We start from the raw sequence: 23,704 nt of genomic DNA on the forward strand, positions 1-23,704 counted from the left end.
GGCCTTAGGGTTCGAGATTGAGAGATTCAACCTCGATCCTGGACACCCTCGACCTGTGCTTGCGGCAGGCACGCCGCCAGTCACCCCTTGGAATCAATCATCTAGAGCCTGGTCAACACCCGCCGATCTCCACAGCCACGGCGACGCCGGCGGGCGTCCGACGCATGCATCTCAACCTTGGCGACGACATCTTCCTCCTGCGCCTAGCCGAACTGACGCTCTTATACACCGGCAACCGGCTCTCACGCTTCTTCCCTTCGACAGCACGCCTCGACATCGATCCGCCGTCGGCGCGGGACCTGCGGGTGCTCTCTGCGGCGAAGCGCAACCGCGACAACATCATCGAGAACGACGGCCGAGTGGTGACGAACACGTTCAAGCACACTCCGCGGCTGCAGATGACGGCGGTCCTCGAAGCGATGGAGTCTGAGCATCCGGAGCGCTTCGCGCGCGTCGTTGCTTCCCAGTTCCTGCACCCGGAGGACTATTCCATCCGCTCGGCGCTGTACCACCTCGTTGCCTATATGCTTTGTCAAGGCGTTCAACAGCCGGATCCGGTATGCGCAATTGGACATCGCCTGGCCGGACGCCGAGCGGCTCAACCAGCTGCTGAAGGGTTCCACGAGGCGAGGTTCCCCGTGCACAGCACTTTTGAGAAGAGCCTATGACAGCACCCGGGACCGAGGCCGTGCACTGAGTGAGATCCAACGCTCGGATTTTACTTGGGTGTAACCTAGTCGTTACCATAACGTCGATTCTGACCCCGAGAGGGCAGTGCCTGTGCCGCAGCGCTGTCTGCCCTGAGACCTGGAGACCTCATACATGCGCCGCATCATCACCTACGGCACCTTCGATCTGCTCCACTACGGCCACATCCGGCTGCTGCAGCGCTGCAAGGAGCAGGGCGACTACCTCGTCGTCGCACTCTCGACTGACGAATTCAACGCAGGCAAGGGAAAGAAGTCCTACTTCAGCTTCGAGGACCGCAAGCGGATGCTCGAAGCGATCCGCTACGTCGATCTCGTCATCCCGGAGGAGAACTGGGAGCAGAAGGCCGACGACGTCGACCGCTACCACATCGATGTCTTCGTCATGGGTGATGACTGGGAGGGCAAGTTCGACGAGCTGCAGGAGCACTGCGAGGTCGTCTACCTGCCGCGCACCCCGGAGATCTCGACGACGCAGATCAAGACAGACCTCTCGACCAAGTAAGCGCTCATGGCTCTCGGGAAGATCAAACGCGCAGCCATGCGGCGTCTGCCGCTGACGGCCGCGGCCAGCCTGCGCGCCGCCCGGCCCCGCCTGCGCGAACAGGCCGGCAACGCCAAGGCCACGGTCGCAGAGATGCGCCGCTGGGTTGGCCTTGAGCGCCGCGCCCGTGCCTTCCGCCGAGCGATACGCCAGCCGGTCGATGAGAATCTCGTGCTGTGGGAGTCCTTCGGAGGCAACGGAGCGCTGTGCAACCCCGAAGCGCTCTTCCGCCACGTCATCGCCGCGCCCGATCTTGAGCACCTCACCCACGTGTGGGCCCTCAAACCGCAGGCGCAGTCCGACGCCGAAGTGGTCGCTGAGTTCGGTGACCACCCACGGGTGCGCGTGGTCGACTACCGCAGCCCGGAGTACTTCGGTCTGCTCGAGACGGCCGGCTACCTCGTCAACAATGCCACCTTCCCGCGCGAGTTCGTCAAACGCGACGAGCAGACCTACCTCAACACCTGGCACGGCACACCGATGAAGACGATGGGCTACGACGAGCCCAACGGCCCGATGGCCTCCGTCAACGTGCTGCGCAACTTCCTCTCCACCGATTACCTCCTCTCATCGGGACCGTACATGACGGAGACGATGTACTCCGGTGCCTACCGGCTCGACCCGATCTTCACCGGCACGATCATCGAAGACGGATTCCCACGCATCGACGCCCAGCTGCAGGCTGACCGCCGCGAAGCGAACCGCCCGAAGACAGCACTGTACGCACCGACATGGCGCGGAGAGTCCTTCCAGTCACCACGCGTCGAGACAAAGCAGCTGGCAGCAGTGCTCGATGCCCTCGACGCTGTTCCAGCGCTCGCCGGCTGGAGCATCAAGCTCAAAATCCACCAGGCAGTCTACGCACAGGCACAGCGCGACCCCCGGCTGGCCGGCCGGCTCGTCGCCAACAGCACCCCGACAAACACACTGCTGGCACAGACCGATCTGCTCATCACCGACTTCTCCAGCATCTGGATGGATGCGCTGGCCTCGGAGATCCCGATCGTCTACTTCGCCGGCGACTACCAGGACTACCTCGCCGAGCGCGGCAGCTACCTGACACCAGATGATCTGCCCGGCCCGGTCACGCAGACCCTCCGGCAGCTCACGACTGCCGTGACCGAGCTGCTCTCCGAAGACAGCGATCCTGCGCTTGCCGAACGCTATGCCGCCGCCCGGCAGCGTTTCGTCCCACACGATGACGGACACGCCGCCGAACGGCTTGCCGACGTCGTCTTCCGCAGCCAACCGGCAGCGGCTGCGGCGGCCCGCCGCCTGAGCTATGAAGCAGAACCCGCCTCCGCCTCGACGGAGCAGCCCAAGACCCGCATCGTCATCTATCCTGGCGGGCTCAAGCCCAACGGCATCTCGGCCTCGGCGCTCAACCTGCTCGCCACGCTCGACCGCAGCCGCTTCGACCTCACCGCCGTCGTCACCGAGATGTATGCCGAAGAGCGCACGGCCGTGCGCTCGCTCATTCCGCACGACGTGCGTCTCATCACGCTACCCAGCGGTTTCCTCGAAGCCGCGCTGGCCGGCAGCTACACGCAGATGCTCGACGGCGAGAGCCCGGAGCCCGGCACCGATGCCCGGGCGTCGGATGACAAGCTGTGGCGGCACGAATGGCGGCGCTTCGTCGGCGAGGCCGCCTTCGATGTGGCGATCGACTTCTCCGGCTACAGCGGCAAGTGGACCCGCCTCATCGCCGCCTCCGGTGCTTACCGCAAGCTGGTCTGGCAGCACAACGACCTCGCCGCCGACGCCCGCCGTGAGGTCGGCGGAGAGCGCACCTACCAGCGCACTCTGCGCTCGGTGTTCGATCAGTACCCGCAGTTCGATGCTCTGGTGTCCGTCTCGCCGGCGCTGCAGGAGATTAACGAACGCAACCTCGCCCACCACGCCGAATCGACAGACGGACAGCAGCCCCCGCAGTTCCTGTCTGTGCGCAACACCATCGACGCCGACTTCATCCGCGCCTCTGCACGAGGCAGAGCCCTCGAGGCTGCCGACGCGCCCGCGCCCACGCAGCCGGTTGAGGGCCTGAGCGCGGAGCTCAGCGAGCTGCGCAAGCGCTACGGAGCCGGAGAGGTGACAGCCGAGCTTGAGCGCATCGACATCCGTGAGCGCTTCGCCCTTTGCGACTTCCCCCGAGGCGGCGGGGACGTGACGACGTTCGTCACCATGGGCCGGATGTCTCCGGAAAAGAACCACCACCGGCTCATCGACGCGTTCGCTCAGGTCCTCGACTCAGGCTGCGATGCCCGGCTCCTGCTGCTGGGCACCGGTCCGCTGGAACGTGAGCTGCGCGAGCACGCCGCTTCGACCCTGGATCCCAGCCGCATAGTCTTCGCCGGGCATCAGCGCAATCCGCACCCGATCCTCGACGCGGCCGACTGCTTCGTCCTCTCCAGCGACTACGAGGGCCAGCCGATGGTCATCCTCGAAGCGCTGGCACTGGGCACACCCATCATCACGACTGCCTTCGGATCGGTCGGTTCGGCCTTCCCGGATGAGCACACCGAGCGCTGGGGGGCCGTCGTCGAACGCGATGTCGACGAGCTGGCCGCTGCCATGACGGCATTCGCACGCGATCACCAGTCGCTGCCGCAGCCGGACTTCGACCCGGACGATTACAACGCTGCAGCGTTGGCCGAGTTCGCTGCGGCCGTCGTGCCTGACACATAATTTTGAAGCAGCCTCACAATCCTGTGCAGGCTCAGCCACAGAGGAGAGACATGACCGTTCTTGTCACCGGCGGTGCCGGATACATCGGCTCCCACGTCGTCCGGATGCTACAGCAGCGAGGCGACGAGGTCGTCGTCGTCGACGACTTCTCCACCGGCTTCGCCTCCCGCGTCGGTGACTCACCGCTGGAGCGGATCGACATCGCCGCACCGGACGCCGAAGAGCGCCTCAGCCGGATCATGGCAGACTACGATGTCGACTCCGTCATTCACTTCGCCGCCAAGAAGCAGGTGGGCGAGTCCGTGGAGAAGCCCGTCTGGTACTACCGGCAGAATGTCGGGGGACTGGCGAACCTGCTCGCGGCGATGGATACCAACAGCGTGGGCACGATGGTGTTCTCCTCCTCAGCCGCAACCTACGGCATGCCCGATGTGCCGACCGTTCGTGAGGACATCGACTGCAAGCCCATCAACCCGTATGGTCAGACGAAGCTCATCGGCGAATGGATGATCGACAACGCGATGACCGCCAGCAACTTGAAGGCCGCAAAGCTGCGCTACTTCAATGTCGCTGGCACTGCCTGGGACGATCTGGCCGACACCGCGGTCATGAACCTTGTGCCGATCGTGCTCGACCGGCTCGACAAGGGCCAGGCGCCGGTCATCTTCGGTGACGACTACGACACTCCCGACGGCACCTGCATCCGTGACTACGTGCACGTCGCTGATCTTGCCGAAGCGCACATCTACGCTCTCGACTACCTCGCTGCAGCCGACGGTCCGGCAGTCGAGTCCGTGTTCAACGTCGGCACCGGCCTCGGGGCGTCCGTCTCCGAGGTCATCGACACGGTCGCCCGGGTGCTCCAGCGCCCGATCACCCCGGAGATGGGGCCGCGCCGCGCCGGCGACCCGCCACAGCTCATCGCCGATGTCGAGCGGATCGGACGCGAATTCGCGTGGAAGGCGCAGTACGACCTCACCGACATCATCACCTCCGCTGTCGAGGCGAAGGGCAGCCGGGCACAGGGCTGAACGGCACCTGCATGTCCTTGAAGTGAATTGACGGTAAACTGAACGGTCAGACCGATCTGGACCGCCGCAATCAGCTTGGAGGGAATGTGCTCAGTCCTGCCCGGCCGCAGCGGCCGACGCTCGAAGAGCTGCGCGCAGTGGCACAGCCGCCGGAAGTGCGCAGCCGTAAGAACGCTGAGCACTGGACGGCGCAGCTGTACCTGCGGCACATCTCCATCTACACCACGGTGCTGCTCGTCCGCACACCGATCACCGCCAACGGCGTCACCGGGCTCATGATCCTCTCCGGCTGGCTCATCGCTGCATCCCTGCTCATCCCGGGACTGCTCGGAGCGCTGCTGGCCCTGTTCTTCTCCCAGCTGCAGATGTACCTCGACTGCTGCGACGGTGAGGTCGCCCGGTGGCGCGGCACCAAGGGAGCGAAGGGCGTGTTCCTCGACAAGGTCGGCCACTATACGACCGAAGGACTCGTTGCGATCGTCCTCGGCGTCCGGGCCGTCGGTGAGCACTCCAACCTCGGAGACGACCCGGCCGGAATGTACCCATACCTGCTCGCCGGGGCGATCCTCGGCTTCCTCGTGGTGCTGAACAAGGCACTCAACGACATGGTGCATGTGGCGCGCGCCTTCAACGGCCTCGACAAACTGCCCGACACCGCACAAGCCACCGCAATCCCCTCCGGCCTGCTCGCCACACTCAAGCGGATCGCCCGGTTTGTGCCCTTCCACCGCCTGTACCACTCCGTTGAGATGTCGATCCTCGCCGTCGCCGCAGCGATCGTCACCCTCATCGCCTCGGCGCTCGGCGGCCCAGAGCTCATCGGCGAGCGCTGGCTCATCACCATCCTGGTGCCGCTGTGCGCCCTATCTGTGATCGGCCATTTCCTGTCGATCATGGCCTCAAGGAGGTTGTCAGCATGACACCGGAGAACATCCACACTCACCGCGACGCGACGCAGCCGATCCCAGCTGACGCCTTCGACGAACCGCAGTACACGGCGCTACGTGAAACCGCTCGCGAACGACGCAAACTCGAACGTGCGGTGCGTGCCGAACACGGCAACCTGCCCGGCGCCTCGGCAGCGGCGACACCGGTGCAGCCGGCATCCCGAGGATCCCAAAAGTACTCCTTCGGCGTCGTCGTGCTCACCCAGGGCAAGCGGATGGACGACCTGCGCCGCGGCATCGACTCGCTGCTGAGCCAGCGCGGCGTCGACCTCGACGTCATCTGCGTGGGCAACGGCTGGGAGCCCACCGGCCTGCCTGAGCAGGTCAAGACGCTGGCGCTGCCGACGAACATCGGCATTCCCGCCGGGCGCAACGAGGGGGTTCCGCACATCAGCGGCGAGTTCCTCTTCTTCCTCGACGACGATGCCTGGCTGCCCGACGACTCGACGCTCATGCGGATGGCCCAGCTCATGCGCACGAAGCCGAGCATCGGGCTCATCCAACCGCGCGTCAAGGATCCTTCCGGCACGCCTGCACCCAAGCGCTGGATCCCCCGCCTGAAGAAGGGCGACGCCAAGCACTCATCGAACGTCTTCTCCGTGTGGGAGGGCGCAGTGTGCCTGCAGCGCAGGGCCTTCGACGCCTGCGGCGGCTGGCCGGCACCGTTCTGGTACGCCCACGAGGGCATCGAGATCGCCTGGCGGATCTGGGATGCCGGTTACCAGGTCTGGTACATGGGAGACGTGTCCGTCGCACACCCGGTCATCGATCAGCGCCGCCACGAAGAGTACTTCTACATGAACGCCCGCAACCGGGTGTGGCTGGCCCGGCGCAACCTGCCGCTGCCGTTCAGCCTCGCTTATGTGGGCTCCTGGACGCTCATGCAGACCGCCAAATGGGCGACGAAGCCCGAGCAGCTGCGCCCCTGGTTCCAAGGCTGGCGCGACGGCTGGCGCGACGACCCCTGGGGGCCAGGCGAGGAGCACGGCAAGCTCTCAGCCCGCGGCGTGCTCCGAATGGCCCGATACGGCAGGCCGCCGGTGGTGTGAAACCTGTCTGATGCAGCAGCCTCCCGGAGATCCGGGAGGCTGCTGTCATTCAGCGCAGCGCGCGCTCGAACTCCTCTTCCCAGCGATCCCCGATTGCGGCAGGGGACCACTGACGTGCCTTCTGCTGAGCGGCAGCACCCATCGTGCGCCTGGCATGGTCATCATCCATGAGAGCTCTCAGCCCGGCGGCCAGCCCCTCGACGGAGCGGGGAGGGGTGACGATTCCCGTTATGCCGTCGTCGATGAGTTCGCGGATGCCCGGTGCGCAGTCGACGGAGACGGTCGGCAGTCCCGCCCTGGCCGCCTCGACGATGGACAGCGGCAGGCCCTCTTCATCTGAGCTGAGCACGGTCAGCGCGCTGTGCGCGAGCACGCCTGGGACGTTGCTCGTCGGGCCCATGAGGAAGGCCGATGAGCCCAGGCCGAGCTCGGCGATGAGCTGGGCCACGAGTTCCTCGTCGGGGCCCGAACCCCAGATCTCCAGGTTCCACTCCGGGAAACTCTGGCAGACCTGCGACCAGGCGAACAACATGCGGTCGATCCTCTTGACCTCGTGGATGCGCGCCACCGTCGTCACGGTTCGGGACTTCGGGTCGGGGTTGACCTCGGGCATGTCGAGCGGATTCGCGATCGTCGACACCGAGGGGATACCGGCAAGCTGGAAGTCCCGTGCATCCGCTTCGGTGAGGGCGACGAAGCGGTCGATGTCCTTGTAGGCCTCCAGCATGCGCCGGACATACCCACCGACTCTGGCGGCGTCGAACGAGCTGTGGTGCTGGCCGAACGTCAGCGGACCGTTGCGGTTTCCCGGATCGAAACCAGCGTCAAGGAGCCGTTCCATGCCGAACACCTGAGTGCAGATGACAGCCGTGCGTGCATCGAACTCCGGCAGCACCCTCTTCAGGCGCTCACGACCGCGCCCGCGGAGCTTCTCAAGCCGGCGGTGCGAGGCGATGACGGCCGGGTCGGCCTTGCCGAGCACGCGCGTGCGCGGATCCACGGTCTCCGGAGTCGGTGCGTCGAAGGCGGTGAAACTGGTGAATTCGCTGAGATCGACTTCGGCATCAACCTGGTCGAAGCCGAGGAGCAGCACCTCATAACCCCTGCGGGTGAACTCACGCGCCATCGTGCGCACAAACGTACTCACCCCGCCGAGGCCGCCGATGTTGTTGGCCACGAGGACGATCTTCTCGATCTGGTTCATCGCTTATCCTTCCGTCCGTGCTCGAGCAGAAACGTGACCGCACGTTCGGTTGCATGGCCGTCCTCGTCACCGCACAGATTCTCGACGAAACGGCGGTACTCAGGTGTGTCGACCGTGTCGTCAGTCGCAGCCGATGGCACCACGTCGATGAGCTCATCGAATGTGCGCACCACTGGGCCTGGGGCGTAGTCGAGAATGTCGACATAGGTGCCGCGCTCGTCGTTGACGTAGGAGTCGTAGTCGTAGGGGAAGAGCACGATCGGCCGGCGCAAAGCTGCGTAGTCGAACATGACCGACGAGTAGTCGGTTACGAGGAGATCGGCGGCGAGGTAGAGGTCATTGACGTTGGGATACTTCGACACATCGAGCGCAATGTGCGCCATCGATGCTGGGATGCTCACCTTGTCGAGGTAGTGCGCTCGCACGAGCAGATAGGAGTCCCGGCGCCGCTGGCGCGACCACTCCTCGAGGTCGACGACGTCTCTGGGCCTGATTGCTCTCGGGTTGGTTGCGGTGCTGCGGAACGTCGGCGCGTACAGCACGATCGTTCGATCAAGGGGCAGTCCCAGCTTGCGTTTGTACTTCTCGCGTTCGGCGGCCTCGCGTATGAGGACGTCATTGCGCGGCGTTCCGCCCCGAATGAGAACTCCTGAGTACCGGTATGCCTGTACGAAGGTCTTTTCGAAGTACGGTGACGGTGACACCAGCCCGTCCCACGCTGCGGCGCGCTCGATGAACTTCTCTCGATTCGCCTGGAAGCTGTACTTGATCTCGGGCGAATCAAGTCCCATGGTCTTAAGCGGAATACCGTGCCACGTCTGCAGGTAGGTCTGCCCCGGTCGCTTGCGGAAGAACACCGGAAGCGTCTGGTTGTCGACGATGTACTTCGCCGTGGCAGCCAGACGCAAGTACTCGGGCGACCATCGCCGGACAGGATGGAACCTATCTGGCAGCTTCGGAGGCTTCTGACCGCGGTACACCCAATACACCGTGAGATCCGACTGCCGTCGGGTGAGTTCTTCAGCGATGTAGCGCGGACTGTCCCACGCACTTGAGCCGAGCATCGATTCGCAGAGGACCGCAGTGCTATCGATCGGCAACCTGCGAAGCTGCCGATAGACATACGCAAGGCTGAAACGGTCGGTGGCTCGACCAGCCCATTTGCCCAGGCTCCGCCCACCCGCGGCCGCACCGGAGATGGCAAGGTCGACCGTGCGTCGGCGTCCGGCAGCGGCACCGAGCTTCATCGCCAGATGGTCCCCGCCGGTGCGGTACCACTCGTAGCGGCGATCGAAAGCGGTGCCGACTGCGCCGGGAGACGAGAACTGAGGCACACCTGCCGGATCAAAACCGTTGACGAGCAGCGAGCAGCGGGTGCGGAAGAGATCGTCGCTGCTTTCGAAGTACAGATCCCAGATCTGCGGCCGCAGAGACGGCATGCGCTTCGGCAGAACCCAGCGCGCAGTCCAGGTCGTCATGCCCTCATCGGTGGTGTCGAAGTGCAGGGGGACGGCGTATTCGATGCCCTGGCGCCTCAGGCGGATGATGAGCTGATGGTCAACCGCGCCGGAATACCAGTGTTCGAGTGAGTCCGAGGTGCCGCGGATCTCGACGACGCGGTCGCCCACTGTCACACCTGTGGCGGTGTGGCGGGGACGAACGGCGCGCGGGGGCACCTGCCAGATGAGAGTGTCGGTGATATCGAGCAGCTGAGCTGCGCGGGTGCCGTCCTTCGGCAGTGCGGGCGGGCATCCTGCCGGCTGCCAGTAGCGTTTACCGTCGCGGATGATGGAACGTCCGGCGATGGTTGAGCGCCGGGTGGTGAACTGAATGGCCTGCCTGATGCCTTCGAGGTTTCCGCTCAGCACGCTCCCGTACACGAGGTGCTGCCAGACATCGATGAGCTGCCAGTCAGCGTCTGAGTAGGATTCGAGACGGGGCCGGATAAGCTCGCAGACTCGGGTCAGCCAGGCATCGTCAGCAGACAGCGCCTGGTTGAGGTAGATGCGGGCGTCGTGCTTGAGGAACTTGCGTTTGACCTCATCCCGCATGCGCGGGCAGTCTGCGGCTGCGATTGAGGCGTCGACACGGTCGAGCGCGGCGAGGCGGTGCTCGAGGTTGCGGAGGTCGTCGCGCTGAGCGGTGATCGACTTCCGCTCGTCTTCCGGATAGACATGCCACAAGTACGTTGTAGCGGGAACGATCGCGATTGTTCCGGCTTCTGCGTAGGCGCGGGCGGTGAAGACCAGATCCTCGTAGTGAACCCCTTCGAGCAGCCAGTTCTGTGCCCGGACGGTGAATTCTCGTCGATACAGCTTCCCCGCTGCAATAGTGTCATTGAAGAGTTCGGGGAACTCGTCGATCGAGCTGACAGTGCGCCGTTCGCTGAAGAGCGCGCCGTACCAGTGGTGTGCTTTGCCCGTGCTGACGTGGAAGCGCACGCTCCGTCCGACCACGAGATCAGCGCACGTGCGCTCGGCTTCTTCGAGCAGCACTTTGCAGGCATGTGGCTCGAGGGTGTCGTCTCCGTCGAGGAACATGAAGTACGGTGCTCGGGCTGCTTTGATGCCGAGGTTCCGTGGCACTCCGGGTCCACCGGAGTTCTCTTCAGTGCGCAGTACGCGAACGCGATCATCAGCATCTGAGAGTTCTACAGCGGCGTCGAGCGTGCCGTCGGTGGAATGGTCGTCGACGATGAGGATCTCAACATTGCGCAGTGTCTGTCGACGCGCCGATTCGACGGCGTCAGCCAAATAGTCTTCGACGTTATATGCCGCAATGATGATGGAGACATCCGGATGCGTGACCCTGGACGTTTCGAGCTCTGAAATGCGTACCAGCAGGTCCGCCTCAGGTCTGAGATCAGATCGCAGTCGCCGGGACACGAGTCTGCGGCCTCCCTGCTCACGTCCCGCCAGCCGGTTGCGCAGGGTGTTGAGCTTTGAGCTCGCCGCATGTCTCAGATTCACAGGTGAAGTAGTCCTTCCAGCCGAAGTTAGAAACGCATATCGTGCCGGCGTCCATCCCGTCGAGAGTAGAGTGAGGAGCGGACGCGAGCCGTATGACCCGCTGTCGTCTCGGCGGCGGGAACGCTGGCGAGCTCCCCAACACAGGTTACCGCAGCGCTGACCGCTGTTCACCTCGAGTTCGCGGTAGGTTCGAATCAGGGCAGGTGATGACCTGCCGTTCATTGCGACGGCAAGAGGCGGCGAAACGACTCAGGTGCAGCGGCATGGAATCTTTGGAATCGGCCAAGATCTGCGAACTGCTCGCCGGGCGCGGGATACCTGCCGATCCTGGAAGCATGGAACGGGTGCGAGAGCACCCCTGAACAGGCCGAACCTCTGCCATACTGAACGCATGTCCATCGATCTTGAAATCGCATCCCAGGCGCAGCTCAAAGCGATCGGAGACATCGCCGCCTCCGTCGGACTGCGCACTGACGACATCATCCCCTTCGGCCATGACAAGGCCAAGATCCCCCTCAGCGTGCTTGACGCAGCCGATGCCGACCGCGGCCGGCTCATCCTTGTCACCGCTATGAGCCCCACCCCAGCCGGGGAGGGCAAGACCACAACGAGCATCGGTCTGGCCGATGCGATCAACGAAGTCGCCCGACTCGACGCCTGGCCGGAGGTCGAGGGCAAGCGCCCTGCGGTTCTCGCCCTGCGTGAACCGAGTCTTGGCCCGGTCTTCGGCATGAAGGGCGGCGCGGCTGGCGGCGGTCACGCGCAGGTGCTGCCGATGGAGGACATCAACCTCCACTTCACCGGTGACTTCGCCGCGATCGCCCTGGCCAACAACCTCGCTGCTGCGATGCTCGACAATCACATGCATCACGGCAACGAACTCGAGATCGACCCGCGGCGCATCACCATCCGTCGCGTCGTCGACCTCAACGACCGGGCGCTGCGTGCCGCGGCCATCGGGCTCGGCGGCTACAACGGCGGCGTCCCCCGTGAAGACGCCTTCGACATCGTCGTCGCCAGCGAGGTCATGGCCGTCTTCTGCCTGGCGACGAGCCTCGATGACCTCAAGGAGCGCCTCGGCCGGATCGTGCTCGCGCGCACCCGGACCAAGGAACCCGTTACCGTCGCCGACATCGGTGCGGCCGGTGCGATGGCCGCGCTGCTGCGCAATGCGCTGGCACCGAACCTCGTGCAGACCATCGAGCACACCCCGGCCTTCGTCCACGGCGGCCCGTTCGCCAACATCGCCCACGGCTGCAACTCCGTTCTCGCGACGAACGCTGCCATGACCTACGGCCAGTGGGCAGTGACCGAAGCTGGCTTCGGAGCCGATCTGGGCGCTGAGAAGTTCCTTGACATCAAGGCCCGCGCCGCTGGCATCTGGCCGTCTGCGACCGTCATCGTCGCCACTGTCCGCGCCCTGAAATACCACGGGGGAGTGGCGAAGGACGAGTTGCAGGAGGAGAACGTCGAGGCGCTGCGCGCTGGACTGCCGAACCTGCGGCGGCATCTGGAGAACCTCCAGCAGGTGTTCGGGATCCCTGCGGTTGTCAGCATCAACCGCTTCCCCTCCGACACCGATGCAGAAGTTGCCGCACTCATCGACGATCTCGCCGCTGACGGCGTCACTGCCGTCGAAGCCCGGCATTGGGCAGAGGGTGGCGCCGGTGCCGTCGACCTCGCTCGTGCAGTTCTCGCTGCAGCTGAGGAGGCCGCTGAACCGGCACCCCGGTACACCTACCCGCTCGAAGCGAGCCTGGCAGAGAAGATCGAAGCCGTCGCCACGCGCATCTACCGCGCCGGCGGCGTCGAGTTCAGCCCGGCTGTGCAGCGCAAGCTGGCGCAGTTCACCGACGAAGGCTACGGCGAGCTGCCGGTGTGCATCGCCAAGACGCAGTACTCGTTCAGCACCGACGGGACGCTGCGCGGAGCACCGGAGGGCCACACACTGGAGGTCCGCGACGTACGGCTCTCCGCCGGTGCAGGCTTCGTCGTCGCGATCTGCGGAGACATCATGACGATGCCGGGCCTGCCGAAGAAGCCGGCGGCACTGAGCATCGACGTCGATGCCGACGGCAACATCGTCGGCCTCTTCTAGTCCCACTGGCTGCCGAACAGCAGTGTGCCCCGCAGGAGATCCTGCGGGGCACACTGCTGTTCGGCAGCCCCGATCGACACCCGGCTGCTGGGAGCCGGCCGTCAGCCGGCTGGCGCGAGCACAGCCGGTGTCAGCTGGCGGGGATCACCTCGCCGTTGGGCCAGGTCTGCTCGATGAAGTCCTTGACCTCTTGCGACTGCGTCAGCTCGTGCAGCTTCTTGATCGCCGGGTCGTCCTGCGTGCCCTCGCGCACGACGAGGATGTTGGCGTAGGGGTTCTTCTCCGGGCTCTCCACGAGGATGCCGTCCTTCTTCGAGGACAGTCCGGCGTTGAGCGCATTGTTGCCGTTGATGACCGAGGCATCCGTGTCATCGAGAGTGCGGGCGAGCGATGCGGCCTCAGCTTCGATGAACTCGAACTTGTGCGGGTTCTCGGCGACATCGTGGACCGTCGCGGTGATTGGATCGGCGTCCCCGAGGCTGATGAGGCCGTTGTCGGCCAGCAGCTTGAGGGCCCGGCCCTGGTTGGCCGGATCGTTGTTGATGCCGATCGTTGCGCCGTCGGGCAGCTTGGCGACGTCATCGACGGAGTTCGAGTACAGCGCGAACGGCTCCAGATGCACACCGGGCTCGAAGTGGTGCAGCTTGTATCCCTGCCCCTCGATCTCGGATTCGAGGTAGGGGATGTGCTGGAAGTAGTTCGCATCCAGCTCGCCGTCGGCAAGTGCCCGGTTGGGCAGCGAGTAGTCGGTGAACTCCTTGACCTCGATGTCCAGGCCGGCATCCTTGGCGAGGTTCTCGTCGATGAAGCGGAAGATGTCCCCGTGCGGGGTCACCGAGGTGCCGACGGTCAGGGTGGTGATGTCGCCGTTCTTCTCACCGACGGCCGAATCGTCCTTGGCCAGGCCGCAGCCGGTGGCGGCCAGGGTGATCGCCGCCAGTGAGGCGGTCAGCGCGGTGGTGTGCGTCAGTCTCATGATGCTCCTTGTCGAAAGCAGGGTGGATGGGTGCGGTGTCAGCGGTGGTCGACGAAGCGGGCCAGCCGGTCGCCGACGATCTGGATGATGCCGACGACGATGACGAGCAGGACGATGCAGGCGATCATCACATCGCCCTGGTAGCGGTTGTAGCCATAGGCGATCGCCAGATCGCCCAGTCCGCCGCCGCCGACCGCGCCGGCCATCGCGGTGTAGCCGACGAGTGCGATCGCGGTGACGGTGGCCGCCCCGATGAGTGCCGGCAGCGCTTCGGGGATGAGCACCTGGCGGATGATCTGCCGGCGGGTCGCGCCCATCATCTGGGCGGCCTCGATGGTCCCGGAGGAGATGTCGTGCAGGGCGTTCTCCACCAGCCGGGCGTAGAACGGCACAGCGCTGAGCGTGAGTGCCACGACGGCGGCCTTCCAGCCCAGGGCAGTGCCCACCAGCAGCCGGGTGAACGGGATGATCGCGACCATCAGCACGATGAAGGGGATGGACCGGCCGATGTCGACGATCGTGGAGAGCACCCCGTGCAGCACCCGGTTGGGAGCCAGGGAGTGAGGGGTGGTGACGAACAGCCAGATGCCCAACGGCAGGCCGAGCAGCACGGAGATCGCCGTCGACCAGGCGGTCATCGCCAGGGTCTCGCCGAGGGCAGGCAACAGTTCGGCGGTGATGGCCGGATTCTCAAGCCAGGTGCCGGTCATGCTACCACCTCCGCGTGCACGTCCTGGGCTGCCAGGGCGGAGATGAGCTGGGCGGCGGCCGGCGCATCGGGCACGGTGAACTGCAGGCGCCCGACGACGGTCTGACCGATCGTCTCGACGGTGCCGGCGTCGAGGTGGGCACTCACCCCGCTGCCTGCCACGCAGTCGAGCAGCTCGCTCAGGCCGATGCCTGCGCTCAGCGTCTCGACGACCGTGCCGGTCGCCCGGCCTGTGGGCGGCAGGGGCAGCAGTTCGCGCCCGAGCGGGGAGTCGGTATCGGAGATGACATCGAGGATCGAACCGGTGCGCTGGATGCGGCCCTCAGCGAGCAGGGTCACCGAATCGCAGACCTCGCGCACGACGGACATCTCGTGGGTGATGATGAGCACCGTGATGCCGAGGCGCTCGCGCAGCTCACGGATGAGCTCGAGGATCTGGCGGGTGGTGCGCGAGTCCAGTGCGCTGGTCGGCTCATCGCACAGCAGGATGTTCGGCTCGGTCGCCAGCGCCCGGGCGATGCCGACGCGCTGCTGCTGTCCGCCGGAGAGCTGGGCGGGATGGTTGTGCGCGCGCTCGGACAGGCCGACGAGGGCGAGCAGCTCCTCAGCGCGGGCCCGGCGCTCGGCCTTCGGCACCCCGGCGATCTCCAGGGGATGCTCGACATTGCGCAGTGCGGTGCGCGAATGCAGCAGATTGGCGTGCTGGAAGACCATCCCGATCGTCCGGCGGGCCCGGCGCAGCGCAGCACCCCGGGCGGAGGTGATGTCGACCTCGCCGATGCGCACCGTCCCGGAGGTCGCGGCCTCCAGGCCGGTGAGGCATCGGATGAGGGTGGACTTGCCGGCCCCGGAGCGGCCGACGATGCCGTGGATCTCACCGGCGGGCACCGACAGCGAGATGCCGTCGAGCGCGGTCACACCGGAGAACTCCTTGCGCAGGTCACGCAGTTCGATCACAGGTCTTCCTTCTGCTGCATGGACGAGGATGCCCGCGCTCGCCTTGCGGTGCGCGCGTCGAGGCTGACAGGAGCAGTGCTGGGTGCAGCGGTCTGCTCCTGCGGGGCGAGAATCACTATGCGGTCTCCCGTGTCCGGTGGTCGGTGCGGATGACATGTGCTGACACATTCACCCCGGTGAGCGCAGGATTCGTGAGCAGTCTCACGCTCAGCGGGTGGACGACAGGTGTCCTGTGCTTGAATGGAGGGTGAATGACCGCCTCGGGAACTGATCCCCGCCCCGAGGCCGGATGACGCCCGATGAGAATGAGACTGATGCCCACCGAATCCGCCCTTCCCGCCGATCCTTCCGAGAGCTCTGCGTCTGCTGCCGCCGGTGGCACAGCAGCCTCTGCTGCCGGCAGTACCTCTGCCGGCAGTGCCACAGCCGCCTCCCGGCGTGCTGCAGCTGGCCTGCCGGTGCCTCGCCCGGACTACCGCTCAGCACCCGTGCTGCTGCATCTGCTGGGCCTTGCGGTGCTGGCCGGGGTGCTGACGGTCGGCACATGCATCGTCTTCGCCCCCGGTGGGATGAACCCGGACACCCGCTGGCAGCTGCACCAGGTGCTGGGCAATGAGCCGCTCTCCGACTGGCATCCGGCGATCATGACGATCACGTGGCGGTGGCTGACCGTGCTGACCGGGCACGCCTCGGCGATCATGTACGCCCAGATCGCCCTCATCTTCGCTGCTGGGTTCGGCTTCGCCGTCTACCTCTTCGACGTCACCCGCTCGAAGGCCTGGTCAGTCGTCGGTGTGCTGTTCATCATGGCCCCGCCGCTGTTCACCTTCCTCGGCGTGATCTGGAAGGACACGCAGATGGCCGGCATGTTCTTCCTCGCCGTCGTGTGCGTGCTGCTGTCCTTCCGGTTCCCGCGGCTGCGCTGGCCGCTGCTCATCATCGCGCTGCTGGCCATCGGCTACGGCACCGCCGTGCGCAAGAACGCCTTCTTCGCGGTGCTGCCGCTCATCTACCTGCTCTACCGCGGGGTCTTCGCCGGACGTCTCGGGCGCATCGGCCTGCCCGGTGACGCCGCTGAGGCCCGGCAGCTCGACGCGCACCGTGCCCACACCTCGCGCACGGGCCGGATGCTGCGCTTCGGTGCCGTCACGGCAGCGGTGCTGGCCTTCGTCATCGGCTCCGGCGCGGTGCTCGACGCCCGGTACCGGCCGCTGGAGACCCACCAGGTCTCCCAGGTGATGCTCGATGACGTCATCTTCTCCGTGCCGAAGGACGAGCTGCGCCACGCCGACATCGACCCGCAGCTGCGCGAGAAGCTGCTGGCCGCCCAGACCGTGTGCGCGGAGAAGGAGGCCTACGAGGACGCCTACTGGCGCTGCTACGGACGCGGCAAGGACGGCATCTACACCGCCATCGAGCACGTCGATGAGCTGCGCGAGGCCTGGCTGAAGCTCGTCCCGACCCGCCCGGACCGCTACCTGCTCTACCGGGTCCAGACCTTCACGCACTTCCTGTTCGACAACTACACCGACTGGGACGGGGCGACGGTGGAGAATTCGCTGGGCTTCCACACGAAGTTCGCGCAGGCCAACGACGCCGGGAAGACCTATGTGGAGAAGTTCGGGGTGCGCGATCTGCCCTGGCTGTTCACCGGCTGGTTCTGGCTGGTCAGCCCGCTGGTGCTGCTGGCCGCCCGCGGACCGATCAAGGGTCTGGAGCTGGCCGTCGGCTGGCCGGGGCTGCGTGCGGTGGTGATGAACCTCAGCCTCTCATCGGTCATCTACATCGTCGGCTACTTCCCGATCGTGCCGGCCAATCACTTCCGCTACGTCTACTGGCCGGTCTTCGCCGTGTCGATGAGCGCGATCATGCTCGCCGCTGCCGGAGTGCTGGCCTGGCGGGCACGTCGCAGGCCGGAGGCTGTCGGAGAGCCGGCCGGCGCCTCGGGCACGGAGGCGGGTGAAGATGAACAGCGCACGACAGGCAGCTGAGGACTTGATGGAAGTCCGGCCCGCAGGCCGCGGCAGGCCCGCAGATGCGCGAAACGCGCGGCGGGGAGTCGTATGATGGTGCGCATGCCGCTCACCGCCACCTCTGTGCCTGTGTCCCGTTGGCGAACCCTCATCGTGGAGGTCTTCCGGTTCCTCATGGTCGGCGGACTGGCGTACGTCGTCGACGTCGGCGTGTCCAATCTCCTCGTCTACGGCTTCTTCGGCATTCCCGCGCTCATGCCCGGCAGCCCGCTGAAGGCCAAGATCATCTCGACGATCCTTTCGATCATCGTCGCCTGGCTGGGCAACAAGCTCTGGACCTACGGCGACCGCGACTCCGGCTCGAACCTGCGCGGATTCGTCATGTTCATCGTCGTCAACGCCATCAGCATGGTCATCGCCGTCGCCCCGCTCGGCTTCACGTGGTACATCCTGGGCCTGCGGGATCCGATCAGCTACAACATCTCGACGAACATCATCGGCATCGGCCTGGCGATGATCTTCCGGTTCTACGCCTACCGCACGTGGGTGTTCAAGAACGTCACCGAGACCGAGGTGGTCGTCCCGCTGGCAGAGGACGAGGCGGTCGCAGGCGGAGGTGACGTGCCGATGGCCGCGAACGATGGCGAGGCGCCGGCAGGTGAGGCCGCCGCTGTGGTGGGTGAGGATGGAGCGCCCGCGCGCGAGGACGGCGCGTTCACGGGTGAGGGCGTCGCGTTCACAGGCGAAGGCGACGCGCCCAAGGAGCAGGCGCGCTAGAGCTGAGGCAGGCGCTGGAGCTCGGAGCTGAACTGAGCTGAGCTGAGCTCTGGGAGCTGGCCGGGAGGCGCAGGCTCAGGCCGCACTTCCTACCGAGACGGAGGCCTGCCCGCGGCGCCCCGATCTGGCGATCGAGGTGGACTCCATGCTCGTCCGGTGCAGCGAGCGGCCGGCGGTCAAGGACGAGGACGCACCACGCCTGAGCCAAGGGTGCCCGAGACGGAGGCTCAGCGGCAGCCAGGCTGAGAGGACTCAGACCCCGCAGCGAGAGAGATTCAGGGCTTCGCGGCTGGAGATCAGGCCCCGCAGCAGCAGGAACTCACGGCTCCGCCGCTGAGGGTACCCACCCTCCGCAGCTCACACTCAGCGGCCGGTGCGGGGCGGCTGCTCGGGGTTCATCCCAGCCTGCTGCGGGGCGTGCGGCAGCGGCGACTGCTGCCCGGTGGCCGGCAGTGCCGGTGCGTCGGACTGTCCTGCGAGCGGTTCGGCGATGATCGGATTGGCCGGCTCGAGCGCGAGGTAGTGCAGTCGGGCGGTCTCTCGGCGCCCGCGGCGGATGCCGTCGAGGACGAGGCCGATGCTGCCGAGCAGGAAGGCCAGCAGCATGAGGATCGCTGCGAGGAAAGCGGTCGGGAAGCGCGGCACCAGGCCGGTGCTGAGGAACTCCAGGACGACCGGGATGCCGAGGATGAGTGAGAGCGCACCGGCCAGCAGGGTCAGCGTGCCGTAGTACAGACGCGGGCGCTCATGCTGGACGAGCTGGGCGATGAGGCCGAGGATCCGGAAGCCGTCGCCGAACGTCGAGAGCTTGGACTCGCTGCCGTCGGGCCGGTCGCGGAAGCCCACCGGGTGCTCAGCGCACGGCAGACGCAGCGCCATCATGTGCACGGTCAGCTCGGTCTCGATCTCGAACTGCTTGCTGATCGCCGGGAAGGACTTGACGAACCGGCGGGAGAACACCCGGTAGCCCGAGAGCATATCGGTCACATGGGACTTGAATAGCCAGCTGGTCAGCCGGTTGAACATTCGGTTGCCCGCCTCGTGCCCGGGGCGGTACGAGGAGGTCTCCTGCGTGTCCTGCCGCACGCCGAGGACGTGGTCGTAGGGGCCGGTGAGCAGCAGCTCGATCATCGCCGGCAGGTCTCCGGCCTCATAGGTGTCGTCGCCGTCGATGGTGACGTAGATGTCGGCGTCGATATCGCCGAAGGCGCGCCGGATGACATTGCCCTTGCCCTTGAAGAACTCCTGCTTGACGATCGCGCCGGCGGCCAGTGCCTCCTCGATCGTGCGGTCGGTGGAGTTGTTGTCGTAGACGTAGACCGTCATCCCCGGCACGGCCGCCTGAAGATCACGCACCACCTTCGCGACGGTGATCTCCTCGTTGTGGCACGGCACGATGGCAGCGATGCGCAGGTGGCTGGGTATGGAAGTCATCGAAAGTGGGCTCCGAGCGTCGAGGGTCGGCAGGCCGGGGCCTGCGCAGACTGGGGTCACCGACATCATAGCGCCCGCACCGCATGATTCCCGGCAATGTGCGCCGTACCGCAGCCTAAACCGCAACAGCAGCGCCGTTGAGACTGCGGCAGCAGCTGCCCAGCGGGCCGGCAGGTGAATTCTGCGTGAAGCGATGACGACAACCCGGGCGGTCGGGCGTGACCGGTGGTAACCTCGAGAGGGTGCCTGTGCGCCTTCATCCCCATTCCCGACGGACGGTTCCCTCATCCCATGACTTCGACAGCTGTGCAGCGGTGCCTCCGGCACCTCATCGCTGACCGCGCGACAGCCTCCCACCGCGCGACAGCCTCCCACCGTCCGACTGCCTCCCACCTCATCGCGGGGCTGGCGCAGTGAGCGCACAGGTGCCGGAGCGGCGCACGCGCCGCTGGGTGTGGGTCTGCGTGCTGGCCGCAGCCAGCCTGCTCTTCGCGGCCGCAACGATCGCGGCCTTCCGGCCCGGCGGCTACAACTCCGATGTCTTCTTCCAGCTCAAACAGGCCGAGGGGCTCGTGCCCTTCAACGACTGGCATCCGGTCATCCAGGCCTGGCTGTGGCAGGGACTCATCGCCCTGACCGGCACGCCTGCTGCGATGCTCGCCCTGCAGGTCGGCGTGCTCGCAGCCGCGGCCTTCGGGCTGTCCTGGTACCTCTACGACACCTCCGGCTCCAGGCGCATCTCCCTGCTCGGTCTGGCCGTCGTCGCCTGCCCGTGGGTGCTGACCTTCGCCGGGATGCTGTGGAAGGACAGCCAGATGATGGTCGCGCTGTTCGCCGCGGTCTCCTGCACGCTGCTGGCCTCCCGCTTCCCCCGCGCGAAGTGGCCGCTGCTCGCTGCCGGCCTGCTGCTGCTCGTCTACGGGGTGATGGTGCGCAAGAACGCGGCCTTCGCCGCCATCCCGCTCGCCTGGCTGATGACGATCGTCGCCCTCACCGGCACCCGGCTGGCGTCCTGGGCCGCGCGCCTGCGCCTGCCGCGCACCCGAGAGGGCCTGCGGGCGCTGTGGAGGCCCTGGGCGGGCTTGGCCGCCGGCACCCTCGTGCTCGCCGGGCTGGTGGCCGGCGGTTCGAAGGCTGTGGACGTCGCCACTCAGCCGGAGCACACCTCCCAGTTGACCCAGGTGTTCCTCGATGACGTCGCCTTCACGATGTCGACCGCTGAGATCAAGCAGACCGCCATGCCCGAGCGGCTGCGCACCGACCTCCTGCAGATCCGCACCACCTGCCCGCGCACCGGCGGCGATCACATCTCGGATGCGTACTGGCGCTGCTACCGGCCCGATGCCCATCCCGGCTACCGGAAGCTCGACGACGCCGATGCGATCGCTCAGCTGTGGGCCGACCAGGTCACCAGCCACCCGCTGCGCTATCTGCGCTACCGCACGCTCGTCTACAGCCGGTTCCTGTTCGCCACCGATTACCAGTTCCAGACCTCGATGCGCAAGAACTCCTTCGGCATCAGGATCGCCGACCCGCAGGCGCACGGCATCCTCGCCGCCTACGTCAACGACTTCGGGGTGCAGACGCTACGCTGGCCGTTCCAGACGTGGTTCTGGTTCGCCGCCGGCTTCCTCGCCCTCGGCCTGGCCGGGCGGATGCGCAGCTTCCGGCGCACCGCCTTGTGCCTGTCAGCCTCCAGCGTCATCTACCTGCTCGGCTACTTCCCGATCGTGCCGGCCTTCAACTTCCGCTACACCTACTGGTCGGCTGCCGCGCTGACGATCGTCGCGGCCCTCGGGATCGCCGATGCGCTCATGCGCCGGCGCTCCGCGACCGTGCCCGAGGCGCCGGCTGGGAGGGATGTGCAAGCCGGCCGTCCTGCCGTGCCCGAGGCGCCTGACGGGGAGGATGTGCGAGCCGGCCGACCTGCCATGCCCGAGGCGCCTGACGGGGAGGATGTGCGAGCCGACCGACCTGCCATGCCCGAGGCGCCTGACGGGGAGGGCACATGACCCATCCGTCCTATCGCGGCCGGGCGGGCCTCGCGCTCGCAGTGCTGTGCCTGCTCGCCGCCGCGGTAGCCGTGCTGCTGGGATACAGCTTCGCGCCCGGCGGGATGAACCCGGATGCGGTGCACCAGCTGCGCCAGGTGCTCGGCGACGAACCGGTCGGGGACTGGCATCCGCCGGTGCTCGTCGTCGTGTGGAAGGTCCTCATGCTGCTCAGCGGGGAGATCTCCGCGCTCATGTGGGCCCAGATCGGACTGTGGGCGGCCTGCGCGATCGCCCTGGGCATCTACCTCTACGACCTCACCGCCCGCATCCCGGTGATGTTCCTCGGCCTCGGTGTGCTGCTGCTGCCGCATGTCGTCGCCCTCGTCGGCGATGTCTGGAAGGACACGTCGATGATGCTGTCCTTCCTCACCGCAGCGGTCGCGGTGCTACTGGCCACCCGCTTCCCGCGGCTGCGCCTCGCACTGCTCATACTTGCCTTCGCCGCTCTGGTCTACGGCACGATGGTGCGCAAGAACGCCGTGTTCGCGACCCTGCCGATGCTGCTGTGGATGATCCACGTATGGCGGCCGCGGATCCTGCGCGGGGCCGGTCTCGGCCGGCGGCTGGGTGCGCTCGCCGTCGTGGCTGCAGTGTTCGGCGGGACGATCGCGGTGGCCGATGCCGCGATCAGCGCGCGCTACGACGTGCGCCATGACAGCCAGATCACCCAGGTGATGCTCGACGATCTCGTCTTCACCGTCCCGGCCGCCCAGATCGAGCAGCACGTCGACAATCCGGTCATCCGCGAGCACCTGCTCAACGCCCAGCGCGTGTGCGCGGAGAAGGACGTCATCTGGGACGCCTACTGGGCCTGCTACGGCAAGGGCGAGTTCGGCTCCTACACCTCCATCGAGGACTCCGAGGAGATCCCGGGCTACTGGACGCAGCTCGTGCTCACCCGCCCGGATCGGTACCTGGAGTACCGGCTGACGACCTACAGCGAGTTCCTCTTCCGCAACGACCTTTTCTTCCTCTCGGACTTCCACCGCAACCAGTACGGGCTGGACTACCACAGCCCGCAGCTGCAGCGGATGCTGGGCAACTACGTCCTGCACTTCGGTCAGGCGCAGCTGCCGTGGCTGTTCGCCTGCTGGTTCTGGCTGCTCGTCTCCGTCCTCGGCCTGGCTCTGTGGCGGACCTGGCGGCGCTGGGGGATTGCCTCTCCGGTCACCGCGCTGGCCGGCTCCTCGCTCATCTATCTGCTCGGTTACTTCCCTGTTGTGCCGGCCGCGAACTACCGCTACTACTATTGGCCGGCCGTCGCCGGCACGCTCATCCTGCTACTCATCGGCATCGCCGCCGTCCGGGTTCGAGTGCAGCGCCGCCACGTGCGGGCGGTCGGTCCGGCAGGAGCAGCCGATGCAGAGTCAGCTGCCGACCGCCAGTCAGCTGCCGACCGCCAGTCAGCTGCCGACACCCAGTCGGCTGGCAGCACGCAGCAGCCCAGCAGTGCGAGGCATTCCGGGGCCGCCGCGCGTCGGGAGAGTGCTGCGCAGTCCACGCCTGCTCCGCAGCCCCTCCGCCGGCACCGGGATCGCTGACCCCTACGACCGGACACCTGATTCGGCCGGACACCTGATGCGGCCGCAC

At 66.3% G+C, this 23,704-nt stretch carries 17 protein-coding genes; 11 read left to right on the forward strand and 6 right to left on the reverse strand.

The window, feature by feature from the left end:
* The first annotated feature begins 17 nt into the window (after positions 1-17).
* From ACFFN1_RS12770 to ACFFN1_RS12795, 6 genes are all read left to right on the forward strand, one after another.
* Positions 18-668: a stealth conserved region 3 domain-containing protein gene (locus ACFFN1_RS12770; protein ID WP_376841165.1), complete on the forward strand. Its 651-nt coding sequence runs from the start codon at positions 18-20 to the stop codon at positions 666-668.
* A gap of 154 nt (positions 669-822) precedes the next feature.
* Positions 823-1,212, forward strand: a complete 390-nt coding sequence (gene tagD / locus ACFFN1_RS12775) for a glycerol-3-phosphate cytidylyltransferase (protein WP_376841166.1) — start codon at positions 823-825, stop codon at positions 1,210-1,212.
* A 6-nt stretch (positions 1,213-1,218) separates the two neighbouring features.
* On the forward strand, positions 1,219-3,936 hold the full coding sequence (locus tag ACFFN1_RS12780) for a CDP-glycerol glycerophosphotransferase family protein (RefSeq protein WP_376841167.1): 2,718 nt from the start codon (positions 1,219-1,221) through the stop codon (positions 3,934-3,936).
* A 50-nt stretch (positions 3,937-3,986) separates the two neighbouring features.
* A complete protein-coding gene (galE, locus tag ACFFN1_RS12785) occupies positions 3,987-4,967 on the forward strand; it encodes a UDP-glucose 4-epimerase GalE (protein ID WP_376841168.1) in 981 nt (326 codons plus the stop codon).
* An 86-nt stretch (positions 4,968-5,053) separates the two neighbouring features.
* A complete protein-coding gene (locus ACFFN1_RS12790) occupies positions 5,054-5,887 on the forward strand; it encodes a CDP-alcohol phosphatidyltransferase family protein (RefSeq protein ID WP_376841169.1) in 834 nt (277 codons plus the stop codon).
* A gap of 242 nt (positions 5,888-6,129) precedes the next feature.
* Positions 6,130-6,963 (forward strand): glycosyltransferase family 2 protein, encoded by an 834-nt coding sequence (locus tag ACFFN1_RS12795; RefSeq protein ID WP_376841213.1) that lies wholly within the window; start codon positions 6,130-6,132, stop codon positions 6,961-6,963.
* Between the two features lie 49 nt (positions 6,964-7,012).
* Here ACFFN1_RS12795 and ACFFN1_RS12800 read toward each other — a convergent pair whose 3' ends face one another.
* Together ACFFN1_RS12800 and ACFFN1_RS12805 are read right to left on the reverse strand one after the other, a co-directional pair.
* Positions 7,013-8,167, reverse strand: coding sequence for a glycosyltransferase (locus ACFFN1_RS12800; RefSeq protein ID WP_376841171.1), 1,155 nt, complete (start codon positions 8,165-8,167; stop codon positions 7,013-7,015).
* Positions 8,164-11,136, reverse strand: coding sequence for a bifunctional glycosyltransferase/CDP-glycerol:glycerophosphate glycerophosphotransferase (locus ACFFN1_RS12805; protein WP_376841172.1), 2,973 nt, complete (start codon positions 11,134-11,136; stop codon positions 8,164-8,166). Before ACFFN1_RS12805 ends, ACFFN1_RS12800 begins: the two co-directional genes overlap by 4 nt.
* 391 nt (positions 11,137-11,527) lie before the next feature.
* On the opposite strand from ACFFN1_RS12805, the gene ACFFN1_RS12810 reads away from it, so the two are divergent.
* Positions 11,528-13,234: a formate--tetrahydrofolate ligase gene (locus ACFFN1_RS12810; protein WP_376841173.1), complete on the forward strand. Its 1,707-nt coding sequence runs from the start codon at positions 11,528-11,530 to the stop codon at positions 13,232-13,234.
* Positions 13,235-13,364: 130 nt separating this feature from the next.
* Here ACFFN1_RS12810 and ACFFN1_RS12815 read toward each other — a convergent pair whose 3' ends face one another.
* From ACFFN1_RS12815 to ACFFN1_RS12825, 3 genes are read right to left on the reverse strand one after another with little or no spacing between them, the layout of a single operon-like run.
* Positions 13,365-14,210, reverse strand: a complete 846-nt coding sequence (locus ACFFN1_RS12815) for a MetQ/NlpA family ABC transporter substrate-binding protein (RefSeq protein ID WP_376841174.1) — start codon at positions 14,208-14,210, stop codon at positions 13,365-13,367.
* 38 nt (positions 14,211-14,248) lie between these two features.
* Positions 14,249-14,920 carry a methionine ABC transporter permease gene (locus ACFFN1_RS12820; protein WP_376841176.1) on the reverse strand — a complete coding sequence of 224 codons (672 nt, stop codon included), beginning with the start codon at positions 14,918-14,920 and terminating at the stop codon, positions 14,249-14,251.
* Positions 14,917-15,876, reverse strand: coding sequence for a methionine ABC transporter ATP-binding protein (locus ACFFN1_RS12825; protein ID WP_376841177.1), 960 nt, complete (start codon positions 15,874-15,876; stop codon positions 14,917-14,919). Before ACFFN1_RS12825 ends, ACFFN1_RS12820 begins: the two co-directional genes overlap by 4 nt.
* 314 nt (positions 15,877-16,190) lie before the next feature.
* Here ACFFN1_RS12825 and ACFFN1_RS12830 point away from each other — a divergent pair, with 314 nt between their 5' ends.
* Positions 16,191-17,867 carry a hypothetical protein gene (locus ACFFN1_RS12830; protein ID WP_376841179.1) on the forward strand — a complete coding sequence of 559 codons (1,677 nt, stop codon included), beginning with the start codon at positions 16,191-16,193 and terminating at the stop codon, positions 17,865-17,867.
* 72 nt (positions 17,868-17,939) lie between these two features.
* The gene (locus tag ACFFN1_RS12835) at positions 17,940-18,626 is read left to right on the forward strand and encodes a GtrA family protein (RefSeq protein WP_376841181.1); all 687 of its coding nucleotides are present in this window, start codon (positions 17,940-17,942) and stop codon (positions 18,624-18,626) included.
* Between the two features lie 363 nt (positions 18,627-18,989).
* On the opposite strand, the gene ACFFN1_RS12840 is transcribed toward ACFFN1_RS12835, so the two are convergent.
* A complete protein-coding gene (locus ACFFN1_RS12840) occupies positions 18,990-20,060 on the reverse strand; it encodes a glycosyltransferase (protein ID WP_376841182.1) in 1,071 nt (356 codons plus the stop codon).
* 413 nt (positions 20,061-20,473) lie between these two features.
* Here ACFFN1_RS12840 and ACFFN1_RS12845 point away from each other — a divergent pair, with 413 nt between their 5' ends.
* Together ACFFN1_RS12845 and ACFFN1_RS12850 are read left to right on the forward strand one after the other, a co-directional pair.
* Positions 20,474-22,072: a hypothetical protein gene (locus ACFFN1_RS12845; protein ID WP_376841183.1), complete on the forward strand. Its 1,599-nt coding sequence runs from the start codon at positions 20,474-20,476 to the stop codon at positions 22,070-22,072.
* Positions 22,069-23,655, forward strand: a complete 1,587-nt coding sequence (locus ACFFN1_RS12850; protein ID WP_376841185.1) for a hypothetical protein — start codon at positions 22,069-22,071, stop codon at positions 23,653-23,655. The genes ACFFN1_RS12845 and ACFFN1_RS12850 overlap by 4 nt, the downstream gene beginning before the upstream one ends.
* The last annotated feature ends 49 nt before the right edge of the window (positions 23,656-23,704 follow it).

The sequence above is a fragment of the Brevibacterium otitidis genome (assembly GCF_042429315.1).
GTDB lineage: Bacteria > Actinomycetota > Actinomycetes > Actinomycetales > Brevibacteriaceae > Brevibacterium > Brevibacterium otitidis.